The organism is Methanosarcina acetivorans C2A, assembly GCF_000007345.1.
In the GTDB taxonomy this organism is placed as follows: Archaea; Halobacteriota; Methanosarcinia; order Methanosarcinales; family Methanosarcinaceae; genus Methanosarcina; species Methanosarcina acetivorans.
Genome location: NC_003552.1, coordinates 5,693,411 through 5,711,267, shown reverse-complemented (window position 1 = coordinate 5,711,267; position 17,857 = coordinate 5,693,411). Strand labels below are relative to the sequence as shown.

Annotated in this window: 16 protein-coding genes and 1 rRNA gene; 10 read left to right on the top strand and 7 right to left on the bottom strand. The window is 44.5% G+C overall.

Annotated features, from left to right (window positions below; all coding sequences use genetic code 11):
* The first annotated feature begins 267 nt into the window (after positions 1-267).
* The 8 genes from MA_RS24150 (at position 268) to MA_RS24125 (ending at position 6,009) form a co-directional block, all read left to right on the top strand.
* On the top strand, positions 268-1,143 hold the full coding sequence (locus tag MA_RS24150) for a reverse transcriptase N-terminal domain-containing protein (RefSeq protein ID WP_083755974.1): 876 nt from the start codon (positions 268-270) through the stop codon (positions 1,141-1,143).
* Positions 1,144-1,572: 429 nt separating this feature from the next.
* On the top strand, positions 1,573-2,202 hold the full coding sequence (locus MA_RS24145; RefSeq protein WP_281085378.1) for a reverse transcriptase N-terminal domain-containing protein: 630 nt from the start codon (positions 1,573-1,575) through the stop codon (positions 2,200-2,202).
* Positions 2,199-2,483, top strand: coding sequence for a reverse transcriptase domain-containing protein (locus tag MA_RS29605; protein WP_282679333.1), 285 nt, complete (start codon positions 2,199-2,201; stop codon positions 2,481-2,483). The genes MA_RS24145 and MA_RS29605 overlap by 4 nt, the downstream gene beginning before the upstream one ends.
* A 282-nt stretch (positions 2,484-2,765) precedes the next feature.
* A complete protein-coding gene (locus MA_RS27825; protein ID WP_157197147.1) occupies positions 2,766-2,951 on the top strand; it encodes a hypothetical protein in 186 nt (61 codons plus the stop codon).
* Positions 2,952-2,986: 35 nt separating this feature from the next.
* On the top strand, positions 2,987-4,234 hold the full coding sequence (gene ltrA / locus MA_RS24140; protein ID WP_011024495.1) for a group II intron reverse transcriptase/maturase: 1,248 nt from the start codon (positions 2,987-2,989) through the stop codon (positions 4,232-4,234).
* Positions 4,235-4,286: 52 nt separating this feature from the next.
* Positions 4,287-4,922: a group II intron maturase-specific domain-containing protein gene (locus tag MA_RS24135; protein WP_226990708.1), complete on the top strand. Its 636-nt coding sequence runs from the start codon at positions 4,287-4,289 to the stop codon at positions 4,920-4,922.
* Between the two features lie 521 nt (positions 4,923-5,443).
* Positions 5,444-5,701: a hypothetical protein gene (locus MA_RS24130; protein WP_048066034.1), complete on the top strand. Its 258-nt coding sequence runs from the start codon at positions 5,444-5,446 to the stop codon at positions 5,699-5,701.
* A gap of 104 nt (positions 5,702-5,805) precedes the next feature.
* Positions 5,806-6,009, top strand: a complete 204-nt coding sequence (locus tag MA_RS24125; protein WP_226990707.1) for a hypothetical protein — start codon at positions 5,806-5,808, stop codon at positions 6,007-6,009.
* A gap of 242 nt (positions 6,010-6,251) precedes the next feature.
* Here MA_RS24125 and MA_RS24120 read toward each other — a convergent pair whose 3' ends face one another.
* From MA_RS24120 to MA_RS24110, 3 genes are all read right to left on the bottom strand, one after another.
* Complete coding sequence (locus tag MA_RS24120; protein ID WP_011024492.1) at positions 6,252-6,674, bottom strand: TrmB family transcriptional regulator; 423 nt, start codon at positions 6,672-6,674, stop codon at positions 6,252-6,254.
* A 113-nt stretch (positions 6,675-6,787) separates the two neighbouring features.
* Positions 6,788-8,215 carry an MFS transporter gene (locus MA_RS24115; RefSeq protein ID WP_011024491.1) on the bottom strand — a complete coding sequence of 476 codons (1,428 nt, stop codon included), beginning with the start codon at positions 8,213-8,215 and terminating at the stop codon, positions 6,788-6,790.
* Positions 8,212-8,817 (bottom strand): class I SAM-dependent methyltransferase, encoded by a 606-nt coding sequence (locus MA_RS24110; protein WP_011024490.1) that lies wholly within the window; start codon positions 8,815-8,817, stop codon positions 8,212-8,214. Before MA_RS24110 ends, MA_RS24115 begins: the two co-directional genes overlap by 4 nt.
* A gap of 165 nt (positions 8,818-8,982) precedes the next feature.
* On the opposite strand from MA_RS24110, the gene MA_RS24890 reads away from it, so the two are divergent.
* The gene (locus MA_RS24890; RefSeq protein WP_052279229.1) at positions 8,983-9,738 is read left to right on the top strand and encodes a helix-turn-helix transcriptional regulator; all 756 of its coding nucleotides are present in this window, start codon (positions 8,983-8,985) and stop codon (positions 9,736-9,738) included.
* A 348-nt stretch (positions 9,739-10,086) separates the two neighbouring features.
* On the opposite strand, the gene MA_RS24100 is transcribed toward MA_RS24890, so the two are convergent.
* From MA_RS24100 to MA_RS24085, 4 genes are all read right to left on the bottom strand, one after another.
* Positions 10,087-11,931, bottom strand: coding sequence for a YgiQ family radical SAM protein (locus MA_RS24100; RefSeq protein ID WP_011024488.1), 1,845 nt, complete (start codon positions 11,929-11,931; stop codon positions 10,087-10,089).
* Positions 11,932-12,345: 414 nt separating this feature from the next.
* A complete protein-coding gene (locus MA_RS24095) occupies positions 12,346-12,987 on the bottom strand; it encodes an MBL fold metallo-hydrolase (protein WP_011024487.1) in 642 nt (213 codons plus the stop codon).
* A gap of 83 nt (positions 12,988-13,070) precedes the next feature.
* Positions 13,071-13,829 (bottom strand): TatD family hydrolase, encoded by a 759-nt coding sequence (locus tag MA_RS24090; protein WP_011024486.1) that lies wholly within the window; start codon positions 13,827-13,829, stop codon positions 13,071-13,073.
* Between the two features lie 147 nt (positions 13,830-13,976).
* Positions 13,977-15,524, bottom strand: a complete 1,548-nt coding sequence (locus tag MA_RS24085) for a 2-isopropylmalate synthase (RefSeq protein ID WP_011024485.1) — start codon at positions 15,522-15,524, stop codon at positions 13,977-13,979.
* A gap of 709 nt (positions 15,525-16,233) precedes the next feature.
* Here MA_RS24085 and MA_RS24080 point away from each other — a divergent pair.
* Positions 16,234-17,711: ribosomal RNA gene (locus MA_RS24080) — 16S ribosomal RNA — on the top strand.
* The last annotated feature ends 146 nt before the right edge of the window (positions 17,712-17,857 follow it).

The window sequence follows — 17,857 nt, the reverse complement described above, 5'->3', positions numbered from 1 at the left end:
AATGGATAGGGGTTCCATTGGTCATCGGTTAAGGAATTTTCTTGCCTGAAGGATATCGATTTTGCACCAAAAGTCGCCTTAAATTTTGTCCTTTTTACATGAAATCGATACCTAGTTCCAACTCTCAATGGGATACAGTTTTTGAGAACTGTTACGAAAATGGAGGCAATTTATCATGATTCCTCACTTAACCGAAGACGCATGATAGGGGTTCTAACTTTGCCCTGACTTTAAAGGGTGCAGACTTGCCTATTGGTGTTCTATTGTATGAAAGGAGGCAAACTTCTGAATGTAAGTAATTCAACGATATCCTCTCAGGATAAGAAACTTACAGACTTTCAACTCTACCAAAACTGGAAAACCATCAACTGGAACCATGTAGAGAAAAGTGTTAATAAGCTGCAAACCCGGATTACAAAAGCAGTCTTACAAAACAAATGGAACCTCGTCAAGAGATTACAGTACTTGCTGACTCATTCTTATTCCGCCAAACTTTTAGTAGTAAGAAGGGTCACTCAAAACAAGGGAAAAAGGACCCCTGGAATTGACGGTGAGAGATGGTTAACCCCTACCTCCAAAATAAAGGCTGTCCTTAGTCTCACTGGTAAAAGATACAAAGCAAAACCCCTCAAAAGAGTCTTCATTAATAAACCTGGTAAGAAGAAGAAACGCCCTTTAGGTATCCCAACAATGTATGACAGAGCTGTACAGTCCTTATACTCCTTAGCTCTTGAACCCATAGCTGAAAATATGTCTGATATGAGGTCTTTTGGATTCGGAAGACATCGAAGCACTAAGGATGCTTGTCAGCAAATATTTCTATGTCTAAGCAGGAAAAATTCAGCTCAACGGATCTTGGAAGGCGATATTAATGGATGTTTCGATAATATAAATCATCAGTGGTTGCTGACTAACGTTCCGATGGAAAAGTCAATACTAACTCAATTTCTCAAAGCAGGTTTTATCTACAAACGTCATCTGAATCCAACCAAAGCAGGTACGCCACAAGATGGGATCGTGCGACGAGAAAGTTATACTCTGGATTGCGGTACAATCGCCATTCTATCCATTCAGAATGTCCCTACTCTGATGTGCATCCCCGGCAACGGATTTGTGCAAAGCTCAGAGGACAATGAGGTGTAAAACTGAACCTGACAGTTTCAAACCACTAGGAAAATGGACATATGGAGAACCGAAAGGTGAAGATTCACAGGGGTCGTGACTTGTAACATGCGAAAGCAGGTTGAATCACGCATGAGCCAAATGGCATCGAAACCCGGTTATGACAATCCGATTCCGTGTCATAACGAATGGACGAATGGGTTTCCGGCCTATAGGATCCTCCTAAGTGTTCAGCAATTATCCAGTGTGTAGAACTCGGTAAACCATTTGTGGTCCTCAATGAGGTAGGAACTTCGTGAGAAGAACCGACACTACAGGTGGCAGAGGAAATGGCAAAAAGCTAAAGATTCCCTGTAATGGGGAATATAGAGGGGGGAAAAAAACTCTTACCTCAATGCGAAAGCATGCCCACTTGCCATTGGTCACGAAAGCAATAGGGATTGTTTAATTATGAATGTAAGAGAACCAGAGATAACTTCGGTTACGGACCTTACAGACAAAGAACTCACCCAACAATGGAAAAGCATTGATTGGAAAAGAGTTAAAGAAGTTGTTAATAACCTTCAGTCTCGAATTGCAAGTGCAGCAAATAACGGAAAATGGAAAACTGTGAACAAACTCTCCCGTCTTCTGACCCGGTCCTTTTATGCCAAATTACTTTCAATTCGTAAAGTAACCACTAACAAGGGAAGTCGCACTCCCGGAATTGATGGAATTATATGGTCATCGTCAGCAGATAAGATGCGTTCTGCCCTACAACTAACGAACAAAGGCTACCGTGCGAAACCATTAACACGGAAGTACATTCGAAAGAAGAACGGCAAACTACGGCCTCTTAGCATACCAACTATGTATGACAGAGCAATACAAACTCTACATTCTCTGATGTTAGGACCAATCGAATCTGCTACAGGCGACAAGACCTCATTTGGGATTAAACCTTATCGCTCAACGAAAGATGCTTACGCTTACCTTCACATCTGTTTAAGCAAGAAAATTGCTCCAGAATGGATTGTCGAAGGTGATATTAAAGCTTGTTTTGATGAAATCAACCATAACTGGATACTTGAATCCCTATGAATAAACGAATCCTTAAAGAGTTCCTAAAAGCCGGATATATTGAGAATTATCATCTGTTTCCTACCGAGAAAGGCACACCGCAAGGAGGGCCTATATCACCAATAATTGGAAATATGGTCTTAAACGGCTTAGAAAACGCCTTGTCGATGAGATTTTACTCCAGATCAGACGGAACAATCGACAAATCTCATCAAAACAAGCACAAGGTCAATTATGTCCGTTTTGCTGATGATTGTGCGCCACGAAAGCGAATCCGTGTGACAGAATGTCGCATAGTGTAACTATGCTGCATAGAAGATGAGGGTGGGCCCCTCGGAATCGCTATACAGGTAGAGATTCCAAACCACCATAAGCTGCTGTGGTCAAAAGCCATGGTAGTGAGCGTTATGGAAAAGGCGAGACTTGACCTCGTCAGGTATGTGCTATGGAGACGAACGCAATGAACCACTGATAAAGTGTCGAAAGCGTAGGGATGTCATCAAAACCAGGGGGTAGTCGTTAACCTGGGATAAGTCTGGAAGAAACCTGTTTACTGACCAGATGGTGGCCGGCATGAAGGTGGCGTGAACTTAGCACAGGCTTCTGTGTGGAACGTGGGAACCTGTACTTCGATGGTAAGAGAAAATTCCAAGCGGAGGACCCGTAAGGAGGAAAGTATCGAAGCGATGTACAGGGGCGGAACAATCCGTAGTAGTGATGAAGCTCCTGTAATGGGAGTGAAGCGAAGGGATTGTGTTATCCAGTTTTGAAAATTGGTCAACCTGACAAATCAAGGGAGGAACCCATGGACGAAACAAAGCCTTATGAAATCTCTAAAGATATAGTACAAGAAGCTTTTCAGAGAGTAAAAGCAAACAAAGGTGCTGCTGGTGTTGATGATGAAAACATTGCAGCTTTTGAATCAGATCTAACAAACAATCTCTATAAGATTTGGAATAGAATGTCCTCTGGCTGCTATTTCCCCCCATCAGTGAAAGCAATCGAAATCCCTAAAAAGAGCGGCGGAACTCGCATTCTGGGAATTCCCACAGTACTCGACAGGGTAGCACAGATGGTTACAAAAATCTATTTGGAACCGCAATTAGAACCACTCTTTCACCCCGACTCTTACGGCTATAGACCCGGCAAGTCAGCTGCAGACGCTCTTGCTGCAACACGTAAGCGTTGTTGGAGATATAACTGGTTACTGGAATTCGATATCAAAGGATTGTTTGACAATATTAATCACGATCTGCTAATGAAGCAAGTCAGTATGCATACTGACAAACCATGGATCATTCTCTACATTCAGAGATGGCTCAAAGCACCCTTTCAGATGGCAGATGGAACAGTCAATGAACGGACAAAAGGAACTCCCCAGGGAGGCGTTGTTAGTCCGCTTCTTGCGAATCTGTTTCTTCATTATGCTTTTGACCAGTGGATGGATAGTCATCATCGGTATAATCCATTTGAAAGATACGCCGATGATAGTGTCATACACTGCCGAAGCAGAGAAGAGGCAGAAAGGCTGTGGATTGAGTTGGACAAGCGTTTATCTGAATTTGGTCTCGAGCTACATCCTAGCAAAACACGGATTGTCTATTGTAAAGATGATGATCGTCAAGGTGATTATCCAGAAACAAAATTTGACTTTCTGGGTTATACCTTTAGACCCCGTAGGTCAAAGAACAAATACGGGAAACACTTTATCAACTTTACTCCAGCAGTCAGTAACACTGCTAAAAAGTCTATGCAGCAAGAAATTCATGATTGGCGAATGCACCTAAAACCAGATAAAACGTTAGAAGACCTTTCCCACATGTTTAATCCTATACTTCGAGGGTGGGTCAACTACTATGGACTCTTTTACAAGTCTGAACTGTACTGTGTACTCAAGCATATGAATCGGGTGTTGACTCGCTGGGCCCAACGTAAATACAAGAAACTTGCAGGCCACAAGCGACGAGCGAGATACTGGCTTGGCAAAATTGCCAGAAGGGATCCAAAACTTTTTGTTCACTGGCAAATGGGTATTTTTCCTGAGGCTGGATAATGGGAGCCGGATGAGCTGAGAGGTTCAAGTCCGGTGCTGAGAGGGCCTAGGGGTGAAACTCCTCTGTGCTACTCACCTCATAGTTACTGCTAATTCAGAAGAAACTGCTAAAGAAATTAAAGATATAATTGCTACTTTTCTCAAAGAACGTGGTCTTGAGCTCTCGGATGATAAAACCCTTATCACAAACATTGATGCAGGCTTTGACTTTCTGGGCTGGAATTTCCGCAAGTACAACGGTAAGCTTCTTATCAAACCCTCCAAAAAGTCCATTAAAAGATTTACTGAAACTATCAGTCAAACCATAACTGAAGGAAAGGCATGGTCTCAGGAATTCTTAATCTCCAAACTAAACCCCATAATAAGAGGTTGGGCTAACTACCATAATTCCGTGGTCTCCTCGGATATTTTCCAGACACTTGACCACAGAATTTGGGAACTGTTATGGAAATGGGCTAAAAGAAGACATTTAAACAAACCCAAAGATTGGATTGTCAACAAATACTGGAAAAGAAGCACTACCAGAAGGTGGAATTTCAGAACAGAAAAGAACAATTTACTGCTTTTATCAAAAACCAGAATCTATAGACACATTCCTTTAAAACTACAAATGAATCTATTTCTTAATGTGGATTACTTCTATGAACGTCAAAACAAATTGAATCCTCGGAAAGGTCAATCCATTTAAAAAAAAGACTGCTACCTGATACAGAAAAGGTTATAGAACGCTTGAGCCGTATGAAGGGAAACTTTCACGTACGGTTCTTAGAAGAGGGAGAGCGAGTAATCGCTCTTTCTTATTCGACATGTCTTCAAAAAAATAACATTTTTTTTGCTATCGTTTTTGGGGAATTATTAGAAAATTTCGGTCATTGTCTCAACTGAAGCTTAGGTAAACGGCTTCTGGAAGTTCTCAATGAAGACAAAAGGCCAAAGAGTTTGCAAAATTTCAAAAATAAATGTTTGAGTAGCTAGGGCAGTTTTCAGAAAAAACGATAGCAGGAAAAATTATGAAAATTGGAAGGACGTCTGCGGAAATCAGATGCTAGAATCCTAATCAACTTTTATAAATGTCTTAATAAACTCTGAACTATCCTTTATTGATGTGAAAACTCCAAATTTTAATTTTTTAGAAACCTCATTACTTTATAGAATGAACGAAAAAAATGAGTGACAATCTTTTTGGATATTTCTATAGGAGGAAAGACCATGAGCTGTAGACCTATAAAGTTTAGTAATGTACCTCCTGAGGTGTTTAATTGTATGAAGGAAAAGCTTCAGGACTCCGGCATCCATGTCCCGCCGGGAAATAGAGGAGAACTCTCGGGGTCAGGGATTGTGGCAGACTTCCAATGGGACGGGCAGTCCATCCTTACGATTACAATCACAGAAAAACCATTTATTGTCAGCTGTGAAGTCGCAGCCATGAAAATAAAACAATTCGTAAGACAGTGCCACGGTTCTTAAAGGAAATCCAGGAGCCTGGTATAAATATGGGCGAGAGAAAAATTGATACTGAAGGTTGTCAGGGCATCAAATTTAGAAATGTTACTCCAGAGGTTTTTTCCTGTATGAAGAAAAAACTCCAGGCTTACGGGATTGAAACTTCAACTGGAAATTCCGGAGTTCTTGAAGGCAACGGCATAGTTGCCCATTTTAGCTGGGATGGAGAAGCAAACCTGCTAATTGAGATCCAGAAAAGGCCTTTAACTACCTACTGCGGACAGGTAAGCGGAAAATTGAGAGCTTTCCTGCGTGAATGCCAGGGGTATTGAGTAAGCAGGGAAAAGTATTTCATGCGTCTTTTATTAGATGGGGAACCTTGACAAATTGCCTTCATTTCCACAACAATCATCAAAAATTTCATTGTTTTGTAGGCTGGAACAAAGTATCGATTTTATGTAAAAGAGTCAAAATTTAAGCAGGCTTCTGGTACAAAATCGACACCGTCAAGCAAGAAAATTCCTTAACCGATGATCATGTATGAGTACTAAGTACCGAATCGATACAGCCCTGCTTACATAACTTTAGGAGTTAGAGTTGGAAATTGAAATCCCCATTTTGCTTTTTTTAGACAAATTTTCAAGTCCTTACTCTTAGTTCCTGGAAACCTTCCTGGAGATGAAAAAGAGGTGGAGTTCAATGCGTTAAGTTCACTGGCAGTTTCACTTAAAAAGAGCATAAAATCTGCCCTTAATTTTAAAATGATCTCTTCTGGTCGGACGCAGCAAAAAAAGGTCGGTTCGCCTTCAATTATCCTTACATAGCCTTTTTTCTCCGTTCCTCTGAGGGCTCCATATATCTTGGGTCTCGGAACTCCTGCATTTTCTGCAATCTCACTGGCTCGCGCCTGCTTGAAGCAGACAAGCGCTGTGTAGATTTTGGCTTCGTTACCTGTAAAACCCAGTTTCTGAAGGTTTTCTACAAGCTTAAGAGTCATTTCGGTTTCCTTCTTTCACTGTGATCAATTGTATAATCTAAGTAGCTGATCTGATCTAAACAGTAACAAATATTTTTTCAGAGTAAACTTTTCAGTTATATGATTAAGGTAAGTCAATTATTTCTGTTCCTTATGTAAGAAGGCCAGGCAGCAATTATACATAGCAGGGCAGCTATAGCCAGCGTTACTCCTGAGGATAATGTCAGGCTGTTGATATCGATTTCGGGTAATGCCTTTGTCAGTTCTGTAGACAAGAACTGTATGGAAAGAATTACAGATGCAAAAGATGCCCCGATTGCCATTCCAAAATATCTGCCCGTGTTTGCAATACTGGAAGCGATAGCTGCTCTGTCTTTATGCAATCCCCGCATTATCTCAATATTATTGGGGCTCTGAAAAAGGGAATATCCAGCTGCAAACAAACCCATTGAGAATAAGATTATTCCCAGTCTTTCATCCAGTATCGCCCAGGCACATATTAGCAGGGCTGAAAAGGCTACTAATAGTCCCATGGTTGAGAAATGTTGCCATAGATAATGGTCATACAGCCAGCCTACTATCGGAGAGCCAACTATCAGGACAACAGGAATGGCCATCATCAGCATCCCCACATGTAACGGGGTAAATTCCAGAACCTCTTCCAGATAGAAAGGCATGGTTATGTTCAGCATGAAAACTGCAGCAAAGAAAAGAATCGTGCTCAAAAGAGGCAGAAAAAACATCGGTTCACGGAAAACGCCGGTATCAAGCATGGGATCTATCTGCCGTCTTTCATTCCATCCCAGGAGCATAAATGCGAAAAACATCACTGTAAAGGTAACCAGAACCTCCATGGAATACAGGCCTTTTGTAGTGATTGCATTGAACAAGACCATGAGTGATGTGATGCCAACTGCAAAACTTACAGCCCCTATCCAATCGATGTTTTCTCCTTTTTTCTTGGTATCTGTTACTTTGAGATAAGGAATTCCTATGAAGAGTCCAATTATTCCTATCGGGATGTTAATGTGGAAAATGGCTCTCCAGTCGAACATCTCGATCAATATGCCTCCAATACCCGGACCTGCAAGGCTTGCGATGGCAACAGTTGCACCCATGATACCTATTGCCTTTCCTTGCTTGTCAGGAGGGCTAATCCTATAAATAAGGGCCATACTGATAGAACTCGCCATGGCCCCTCCAATTGCCTGAGTTATCCTGAAGGTGATGAGCATAAGAAGAGAAGAAGCCATACCACATCCAAGAGAACTTACCGTAAAAAGAGCAATCCCTCCAAGAAACATCTTTTTCAGGCCCGTGTATGTGGAGAGCTTTCCAAAAACTATCATAAATGCCGTGATAGTTATCAAATAAGCAGTTACAACCCATTGTGATTCGGAAATCGTATTCCCGAAATAAGCAGTTATACTGGGCAGTGCTATGTTTACAATGACAGTATCCATTACGGACATGAAGAGCCCCAGCAGCACAACTCCAACCGCGACTAGATACTCTTTTCCATTCAAAATATTCGAGTCCGAAGCAATCCCATCTGTCTTCAAAACAGGGTCCCCTCTTGATTGCAGTTCTTTTTATTATTGGCTGCCGAAAAGATCAGAAAACTCTGCTCTGGCAGGAATGTGTGGTCTTCTACCAGGCAGTATCCTGCTACAGCCATTTCGTTGATTATTGTCTCCTTTGGGACACTGTGACAGAAGAGTCGATGGAAGCTCCATTTACCTCTGCCGTCATAATCGATGATCGCAACCCTTGTTCCAGTGCTCAGGGCTGCGGCCAGATCCCTGAAATAGACTTCCCTGTTGGGAAGATGATGATACACGTTACGCAGAAAGACCAGATCCAGTTTCTCATTCGTAAAAGGAAACCTATCCCCCTCAGCAAGCACGGTGACGATATTATGAAAATCGCTTTTTTCCGAACTGTTGCTTACAAAGTCAAGGAATCCCTTGTTTGTATCGGTCGCATATACTTTTCCTTCACTGCCGACATATCTGGCAAAAAGGAGGGAAAAATGGCCTCCCCCAGAGCCAACATCCGCAATTTTCTGCCCCGGCTTAAGGGAGAGGATCTTTACTATTTCATCGGGTCTGCTCTTTGCACTTGATGCCTTTCTATTTAACAGTCTGGCCTTTATAGTGTTCATTGTTTTAACTTCCAGAAAATTCTACATGAGTATTCTAATTCCTTCTTGACTATTTATTTCACCAATAGCTATACTCAAGTGCGTTTATTTAAGAAAAATCTGGAACAGATGTTACAGTAGTTACATCGGTATGACTAAGTAGCATAATTGTTAGAATGTAAAGGCATGAAGAGTCACGAGCTTTTTGCTGAGCTGTCATCCGAGAGCAGGCTTGCCATATTGAAGGCTCTGGAGAAAGAATCATTGACATTCACCCGGCTAACAAATACAATAAACGCTACGTCTCCTGAGGCAGCAAGGCAATTGAACCGCCTGTTTAAAAGCAGTCTGATTAGTAAAGATAGTGAAGGGTGTTATTCCCTCACTTCTCTTGGAAGGCTTGTAGTCTCATCAATACCAAATTTGGAGATTATCGCTCAAAAGTCGGACTTTTTTCTGCATCATGACACCTCTGCTATACCTCCACATCTACTCAGGGAACTTGACGCTTTTGAAGAAGCAGAAGAGGTTCATGGAGTTTTTACGGTGGTCAACAGAACAACACAGCTTTTAGAGGAGATGCATGAATATGCCTGGTACCTTACTGATGATTTTCCCCACTTCTTTATGCCTCTCATAAAAAAGAAGCTCAATGAAGGAGTGAATTTCCGTGTTATTTCTCCTTGGAAGTTTGGTGAAGGTTTTCTATCTGAAGACTTACTGTCGGGTTTACCCGAAAAACTCTTGAAAGCCATAGAAATCCGTTATATAGATGAACTTAGAATAATCGTTAACATCAATGACAGGTTTGGTATGCTAGCACTGCCCGGGCCCGATGGGAAGATTGATCGCGATTATGTGCTTATCGGGTATGGGAGTAGATTCAAAGATTGGTGCAAAGGCGTTTTTGAATATTACTTTAAAGCCTCCAGGCGGTGCTAGTGCGAGTCCATCGAATTGATTTATGAGGAGTAGATCTGCAGCCAAGAAATTAAGGGGTACTTGAAGGCACGGCATAGTTGCCCATTTTAGCTGGGATGGAGAAGCAAACCTGCTAATTGAGATCAAGGAAAGGCCTTTAACTACCTACTGCGGACAGGTAAGCGGGAAACTGAGAGTTTTCCTGCGTGAGTGCCGGGGGTTTTGAGGGAAACCATTAATTTTCCCCGAAATTTTGAGGGAAACCATTAATTTTCCCCGAAATTTTGAGGGAAACCATTAATTTTCCCCGAAAATCTGGTTCCTTCCGATCCTGTTCATTTGAAGTCGGTATGTCTAAGTTCTTCACTTTCATTGTTTCTCTTTTCTCCTTATCAAGCACTTATGAGCGTTTCCCACAAGGTCAAGCCTTCCTGCTTTTTCCAGGGCTTCATATACGAGTTCATAGTTTGCAGGGCTCCTGTAGTGCATAAGGGCTCTTTGCATGGCTTTTTCTTTTTTATCTTTTGCAACATACACTTTTTTGCCTGTGAACGGGTCAAGCCCCGTGTAGTACATGCAGGTTGATACCGTCATGGGTGTTGGGGTAAAGTCCTGTACCTGTTCGGTGTAGCCTCCATGGTCCCGTAAATACTCCGCCATTTCGATCATATCTTTAAGGGTACATCCCGGGTGGCCCGACATAAGATAGTTTACGATGTACTGTTCCTTGCCGCATTTTTTGTTAAAGGCGGCAAATTTTTCGGAAAATCTCTCATAAACTTTCTTTCCCGGCTTGGACATTGCATCGGTTACTCGCTTTGAGAAATGTTCAGGTGCAATCCGCAGCTGCCCGCTTATGTGGTGGGTGCAGAGTTCTTCGAGGTATTCCTCATCCTCAAGGGCAAGGTCGTAGCGCACGCCGTAACCTGTAAAGACATGTTTGACTCCGGGAAGCTCGCGCAGGCGCTTCATTAATTCGAGCAGTTTTTTATGGCTGGTATCGAGAGCCGGGCAGACCCGCGGGTAGAGGCAGGCTTTATCCAGGCAGGCTCCTTGCTTTTCCCAGGATCTGCACCCCATGCCGTACATATTGGCAGTGGGACCTCCGACCCCGTTGATTATGCCTTTGAAGTCCGGCTTTTCCGTAAGCTTCTTTGCTTCCCGCAGGACGGACTCGATACTGCGGCTTGTGATCATACGCCCCTGGTGCTGGGTGATGGCGCAAAAAGAACAGCCTCCGAAACAGCCCCTGTGTGTTGTCAGGGAGAATTTTACCATCTCAAGGGCAGGGATGGGCTCGGTATAGGAGGGGTGGGCTTCCCCCGTATAAGGCAGCTCATAAACATGGTCAAGTTCCGCTTCTGTCAGAGGACGCATGGGCCTGTTCTGCACAATAACGGTTTTTGGGTGAGGCTGGACAATGCCTTTTCCGGTGATGGGATTCTGTTCCAGAAAATATGTGCGGAAAGCTTTTGCAAAAGCCGCTTTATCCTGAGAAACTTCGGAAAAAGAAGGGATTTCGATATATTCCTTAAAAAATTCGGCTGCTTCAGGGGCTGTATCCCTAGCCACAGCTTCATTCGTCCCTTTGCCCTTTTCTTTGAGCTCTTTCCAGGCTCTGACTTCCATTTTCCAGACCGTGCCGGGGATGTCTCTGATCTTCCGGATGTCCTCTCCGGCTTGAAGACGTTTTGCAATTTCTACGATCTGGAGTTCGCCCATGCCATAGACAACCAGGTCTGCGGGGGCGTCGGCAAGAATTGCCTGCCTGACTTTATCCGAAAGATAATCATAATGAGCAAAGCGCCTGAGGGAAGCTTCGATTCCTCCGAGCACTATCGGCACATTGGGGAAAGCTTCTTTTATCCTGTTGGAATAGATAATCACGGAGCGATTTGGACGAAGCCCTGTTTTGTTTCCGGGAGAATATGCGTCCTTTTTCCGGGGTTTAAGGCCCGGAGTCAGGTTGCTGACCATTGAATCGGTGTTTCCTGCGCTTACGGAAAAAAAGAGTCTGGGCCTCCCGAGTTTCTTTAAATCCTCAGGGTTATCCCATCTGGGCTGGGCAATTATTCCCACTCTGAAGCCGGCATCCTCAAGGACCCTTCCTATTATTGCAGTCCCGAAACTGGAATGATCCACATAGGCATCTCCGGTAACCAGGATGATGTCAAGTTCTTTCCAGCCGCGAGCCTTTACTTCTTCAGGGCTCATCGGGAGAAATTTTGATGCGGGGAGAGATGAAGAAAAGCTTTTTTTCTGCTTTTTTTCCTTCTTTCCGGTTTTGGTTCCAGGTCCCGATTCTGCTTTTTTTCTTTTTCCTGCTGAGGGTTTCAGAACTGCCCTTTCAGATATTGTTGAGGTGCTGATTCCGGCTTTCCCTTCTGCTTTTTCTTCTGCCTTCCCTTCCGATTTTCGTCCTAATTTTCCTTTTTTTCCTGTCTCTACTTTTTTTGGGACAAAAAAACCTGTTTTCCTGCCAGCTCTTTCTCTATCAGGTTTTTTATCCTTTTCTTTATCTTTTTTTTCCCTGGTAAATTTTTTATTTTCTATCGGGACTGCTGTATCTTTTACCATAGTCTGCTTCCGAACTCCCAATCTTTAAGCTCTTTTCCTTATTCGTTGCCTTCAGACTCCCATCATCATCTTTAGCATTGTATAAGAAGCCATGATCTGTTTATTCCCGTCCCTATCATTGGGGGCTCCATGTCCTGAGTACAGGTTTTTTACATCGAGTTTTGTGAGTTTTTCTACGGAACCAAGCATTTTTTCAGGTTCTGAGCCTTCAAAGTCCATCCTTCCGAAACCACCTCCTGGAAAGACAGTGTCTCCCGAAAAGAGGCTTTTTGAGACGGGCTCATAGAGGCAGATGCTCCCTTTTGAATGTCCCGGGGTGTGGATAACTTCGAGAAACTCCTCGTTTCCTATGGGAATTCTGTCTCCTTCTTCATAGATGACTGTTGGTTTGACAGCCGGGGCACGGTCTCCGAAGAGCACGGAAACACTGAGATACTCGTCGTTTACACCTTCAAGGTCTGCTCTGTGGATTCCAACTTTTGCTCCGCTCTTCTCCGCAATTTCTGCAGCTGCGGCAGTGTGGTCATAGTGGCAGTGGGTCAGGATGATCAGTTCAAGGTCAGTAAGCTTGATAGATTTTTCAAGTTCCCTGATGATCAGGTCGCTGCTCATTCCCGCATCGATAAGGACTTTCCCATTTACAAGGTAAACACTGGAATCGTAGGCTGTGGGGCAGATGTACCGGACTTCCATATTTCTTCCTCTTCTGCTTTTTTTTCTGCTTTCCCTTTACTTTTTGTTTTTTTCCTTCTTTTTTCTAAAACTATTTTAAAACTTCATATCTTGAAAATCCTGCGTGCGTTTCCAGTGACGGTTCTCGCAATTTCTGCAGGTTTCATTTCCTTAAGTTGCGCTACAACCGGAATTGAATCCACTATATATGCAGGCTCGTTTCTGCCTTTGCGGGGGGAGAGGAAAGGACTGTCGGTTTCCAGAAGCAGGTTCTCAGGGGGCACTTCAGCTGCAAGAGCTTGGTGGTGTTCGGAAAAACAGACAAGGGTGGCCAGGGAAATATAGTAACCTGCGTCCACAATTTCCTGCATGGTCTCAGGGGAACCGCTATAGCAATGGTAGATTACGGTGTCCACGTTTCTGACAAGCTCCAGGACCTCGGCTTCAGCCATCCGGGCGTGCACCACAAGGGGTTTTTCCAGGTCTTTTGCAAGCTCGATTACTTTTTTGAACGAAGCTGTCTGACGTTCTCGTTCTTCATTAGTTTTGCAGTCCTGAAAGTCCAGACCGGCTTCTCCGATCGCCACCGCTTTTCCGGCATTGTCTTCGATCTGGGATAGGATTGAGTTGATGACGTCATCAGTCCCCCCTCTCCCGATGTCGGGGCTCAGGCCCAGAGAGGCGTGGATGTCCTCGTTCTTCTCTGCAAGCTCGAGACTCATGCGGTTGCCTTTCAGGGAAATTCCGGAGTTGACCATTCCGACAACTCCTGCTTTCCGGGCGCGGTGGATAGCCTCTTCCCGGTCGGGGTTGAATTTGGGAAAATCAAGGTGACAGTGAGAATCAATGATTGGATAAGGCATGGGTTTGTATTCCATTTCATTTTATTTTACTTTATACATGCTTGAGGAACACAAACCCGAAAATTAACAGGTGTCTGCCTTATCCTTAAGGCTTCAAGTGCCGGTTCCGGTATTATTTTCCGGCTTTTCAGTCTTTTTCTTGCCTTTTTAGCTTTTTTCTTTCTTATACAGCAGGTTCATAGCGTTTATGAGGGCTTCTACGGAAGCCATGACTATGTCCGGGTTTGCGGAACGTGCTGTTACAATTCTGCCCTTTTCGTTTTCGAGACCTATGTACACATCGGCAAGAGCGTCAGCTCCTCCCGTGATAGCATCGATCCTGAATTCCTGGAGCCTGAAATGGTTGCTCTCGCCCAGGATATCCCTTACGGCTTTAAGGGCAGCATCCACAGGACCTACTCCGGTTTTTGCTGCAATTATTTCTTTGCCTTCAATATCTGCCTTGACCACAGCTGTAGGTGTGAGGATGTTTCCTGTCATGACGGATACTTCTTTGAGTTTAATCAGTTCTTCTTCAGAACTTGCTTTTCCTAGCACTGCAGAGGCAACTGCATAGAGATCAGCGTCTGTTATCTGTTTCCCTTTGTTTGCGATTTCTTTGATCCTGAGCACAATCTCATCGAGCTGATTTTCACTGGTTTTTACGCCAGCAGACTCAAGGGACTGTTTGACTGCGTGTTTGCCTGTATGCTTTCCAAGAACAATGCGCCGTCTGTGCCCGACCATTTCCGGGGTCATAATACCTGGTTCGAAGGTATCGGATTTTTCAAGCACTCCCTGGCTGTGGATTCCCGACTCGTGGGAAAAGGCGTTTTGCCCGACCACAGGCGTGTTTGGTGGAAGCCTGATTCCGGTGTAGTTTTCGATCATTTTCGAGGTTTCTACGAGGTATTCTGTCCGAATATTGGTTTTTATACCGTAGATTGATGCCAGGCTCATCACTGTCTGGGCAAGGTCAGCATTTCCTGCTCTTTCTCCTATACCGTTAATAGTGACCTGTACCTGAGATGCCCCTGCTTCAACAGCCATAAGACTGTTTGCTACTGCAAGCCCGAAATCATTGTGGCAGTGTACGTCTATCGGAATCGTTATTTCAGCTGCAATGTCTTTTATCTGCCTGTACATTGCAGACGGAACCATAACGCCGACGGTGTCCGGCACGTTAATGATATCGCATCCTGCCTCCTGAACCGCCTTGAAAACCTCTATGAGGTATGCAGGATCGGTTCTGGTGGCATCCATTGCAGAAAACATACACTTCAGTCCGTGATCTTTGATGTACTGGACCGCTTCCACAGCCAGTTGAATGACTTCTTCCTGGCTCTTTTTGATGGTATAGATCCGCTGTACATCCGAGGTCGGAACGAAAGTGTGCACAAGGCCAACATCACTTTCAAAACAGGCATCGATATCTTTTTTCAGCACACGAGCAAGTCCACAGACTGTGGTTTCAAGCCCAGCATTAGAAATCGATTTTACGGATTCTTTATCCCCTTCTGAAGATATGGGAAATCCGGCTTCTATTATGTCTACCCCCAGTTTGTCGAGTTGACGAGAAATCTCCAGCTTCTGAGAAGAAGTCAGGGATACTCCAGGGGTCTGTTCTCCGTCACGCAGTGTTGTGTCAAAAACAGTTACTTTTTTATTCTGCATGGGTTCGATGTAAAAATCGATCCCTTCTTTCAGTGTGTACATCCATAGTAATCACCTACATGGATGTACAGTTCTGGTATATAAACATCATGCATATTTTTAAATGTTCAGCTGAAATTTTATTTTTTTAGGTTTTCAACAGAAAATTATTTATAGTATATATGCTATGTTAGGGTTGCTTCTCGGGCGTCACAAGACACCCCGAAGGTGAAAAACGGAAATTGAAAAACAGAGTTCGAAAAACGGAACAGGTACTTAAAAACGAAACCTGAAAAACGGAATAAATAGTGCCTGAGCGGTTTGTTTTTTACAGCAGTCGCCAATAAAAACGGACAAAGGTGAGGATTCAAAAGGTCAACTCTTTTGAAATCTTTTAACCATTCACTTTCCATCTTTCAAATTTGTTCAACCTTCCTTGAAGGAAAACGCTTATATGCAAGAAATGCCTTATACGTAATCCCTCACAGGTCCAAATTCGTGGGAGAACAATAAGAAGGTTTATATACAAGAAATGCCTTCTATCTGTCCCTCACACAATGTGGTTGTGTGGGTTGAATTACAAAAATCTCTTTCATCTTTTAATGGAGTCAGGAGTTCTTTCCTGTCTGACGAGGATTTGTCGGTTCGGTTAATTCTGGGTGATAGATGTTTTTCAAATATCTATCGCGAAAAATGAACTAACTGAATTGATGTTGTTAGTGCAAGTTTCTGCGACCAAGACCTTTAATTTTAAGTGTGCGATACCTTAACAATTCTGGTTGATCCTGCCAGAGGTTACTGCTATCGGTGTTCGCCTAAGCCATGCGAGTCATATGTTCTTTGTGAACATGGCGTACTGCTCAGTAACACGTGGATAACCTGCCCTTGGGTCCGGCATAACCCCGGGAAACTGGGGATAATACCGGATAACGCACATATGCTGGAATGCTTTCTGCGTAAAACGGATTCGTCTGCCCAAGGATGGGTCTGCGGCCTATCAGGTAGTAGTGGGTGTAACGTACCTACTAGCCGACAACGGGTACGGGTTGTGAGAGCAAGAGCCCGGAGATGGATTCTGAGACATGAATCCAGGCCCTACGGGGCGCAGCAGGCGCGAAAACTTTACAATGCGGGAAACCGTGATAAGGGGACACCGAGTGCCAGCATCATATGCTGGCTGTCCGGATGTGTAAAATACATCTGTTAGCAAGGGCCGGGCAAGACCGGTGCCAGCCGCCGCGGTAACACCGGCGGCCCGAGTGGTGATCGTGATTATTGGGTCTAAAGGGTCCGTAGCCGGTTTGGTCAGTCCTCCGGGAAATCTGACAGCTCAACTGTTAGGCTTTCGGGGGATACTGCCAGACTTGGAACCGGGAGAGGTAAGAGGTACTACAGGGGTAGGAGTGAAATCTTGTAATCCCTGTGGGACCACCTGTGGCGAAGGCGTCTTACCAGAACGGGTTCGACGGTGAGGGACGAAAGCTGGGGGCACGAACCGGATTAGATACCCGGGTAGTCCCAGCCGTAAACGATGCTCGCTAGGTGTCAGGCATGGCGCGACCGTGTCTGGTGCCGCAGGGAAGCCGTGAAGCGAGCCACCTGGGAAGTACGGCCGCAAGGCTGAAACTTAAAGGAATTGGCGGGGGAGCACAACAACGGGTGGAGCCTGCGGTTTAATTGGACTCAACGCCGGACAACTCACCGGGGACGACAGCAATATGTAGGCCAGGCCGAAGACCTTGCCTGAATCGCTGAGAGGAGGTGCATGGCCGTCGCCAGTTCGTACTGTGAAGCATCCTGTTAAGTCAGGCAACGAGCGAGACCCGTGCCCACTGTTACCAGCATGTCCTCCGGGACGATGGGTACTCTGTGGGGACCGCCGGTGTTAAATCGGAGGAAGGTGCGGGCCACGGTAGGTCAGTATGCCCCGAATTTCCCGGGCTACACGCGGGCTACAATGAATGGGACAATGGGTCCCTCCCCTGAAAAGGGCTGGTAATCTCACAAACCCATCCGTAGTTCGGATCGAGGGCTGTAACTCGCCCTCTTGAAGCTGGAATCCGTAGTAATCGCGTTTCAATATAGCGCGGTGAATACGTCCCTGCTCCTTGCACACACCGCCCGTCAAACCACCCGAGTGAGGTATGGGTGAGGGCACGGACTTCGTGCCGTGTTCGAACCTGAATTTTGCAAGGGGGGTTAAGTCGTAACAAGGTAGCCGTAGGGGAATCTGCGGCTGGATCACCTCCTAAGCCGAAAAAACACTATCACCCAGATGCCGATAAACCGATCAAATCCTCACCCCTATTAATTTTATAATCATCAAGTGCACCCGGAAAGTAGTTTTTCGGGGAAGGATGGATAGCCTGTGCTGAAGCTCAGGCATATGAAGTCGT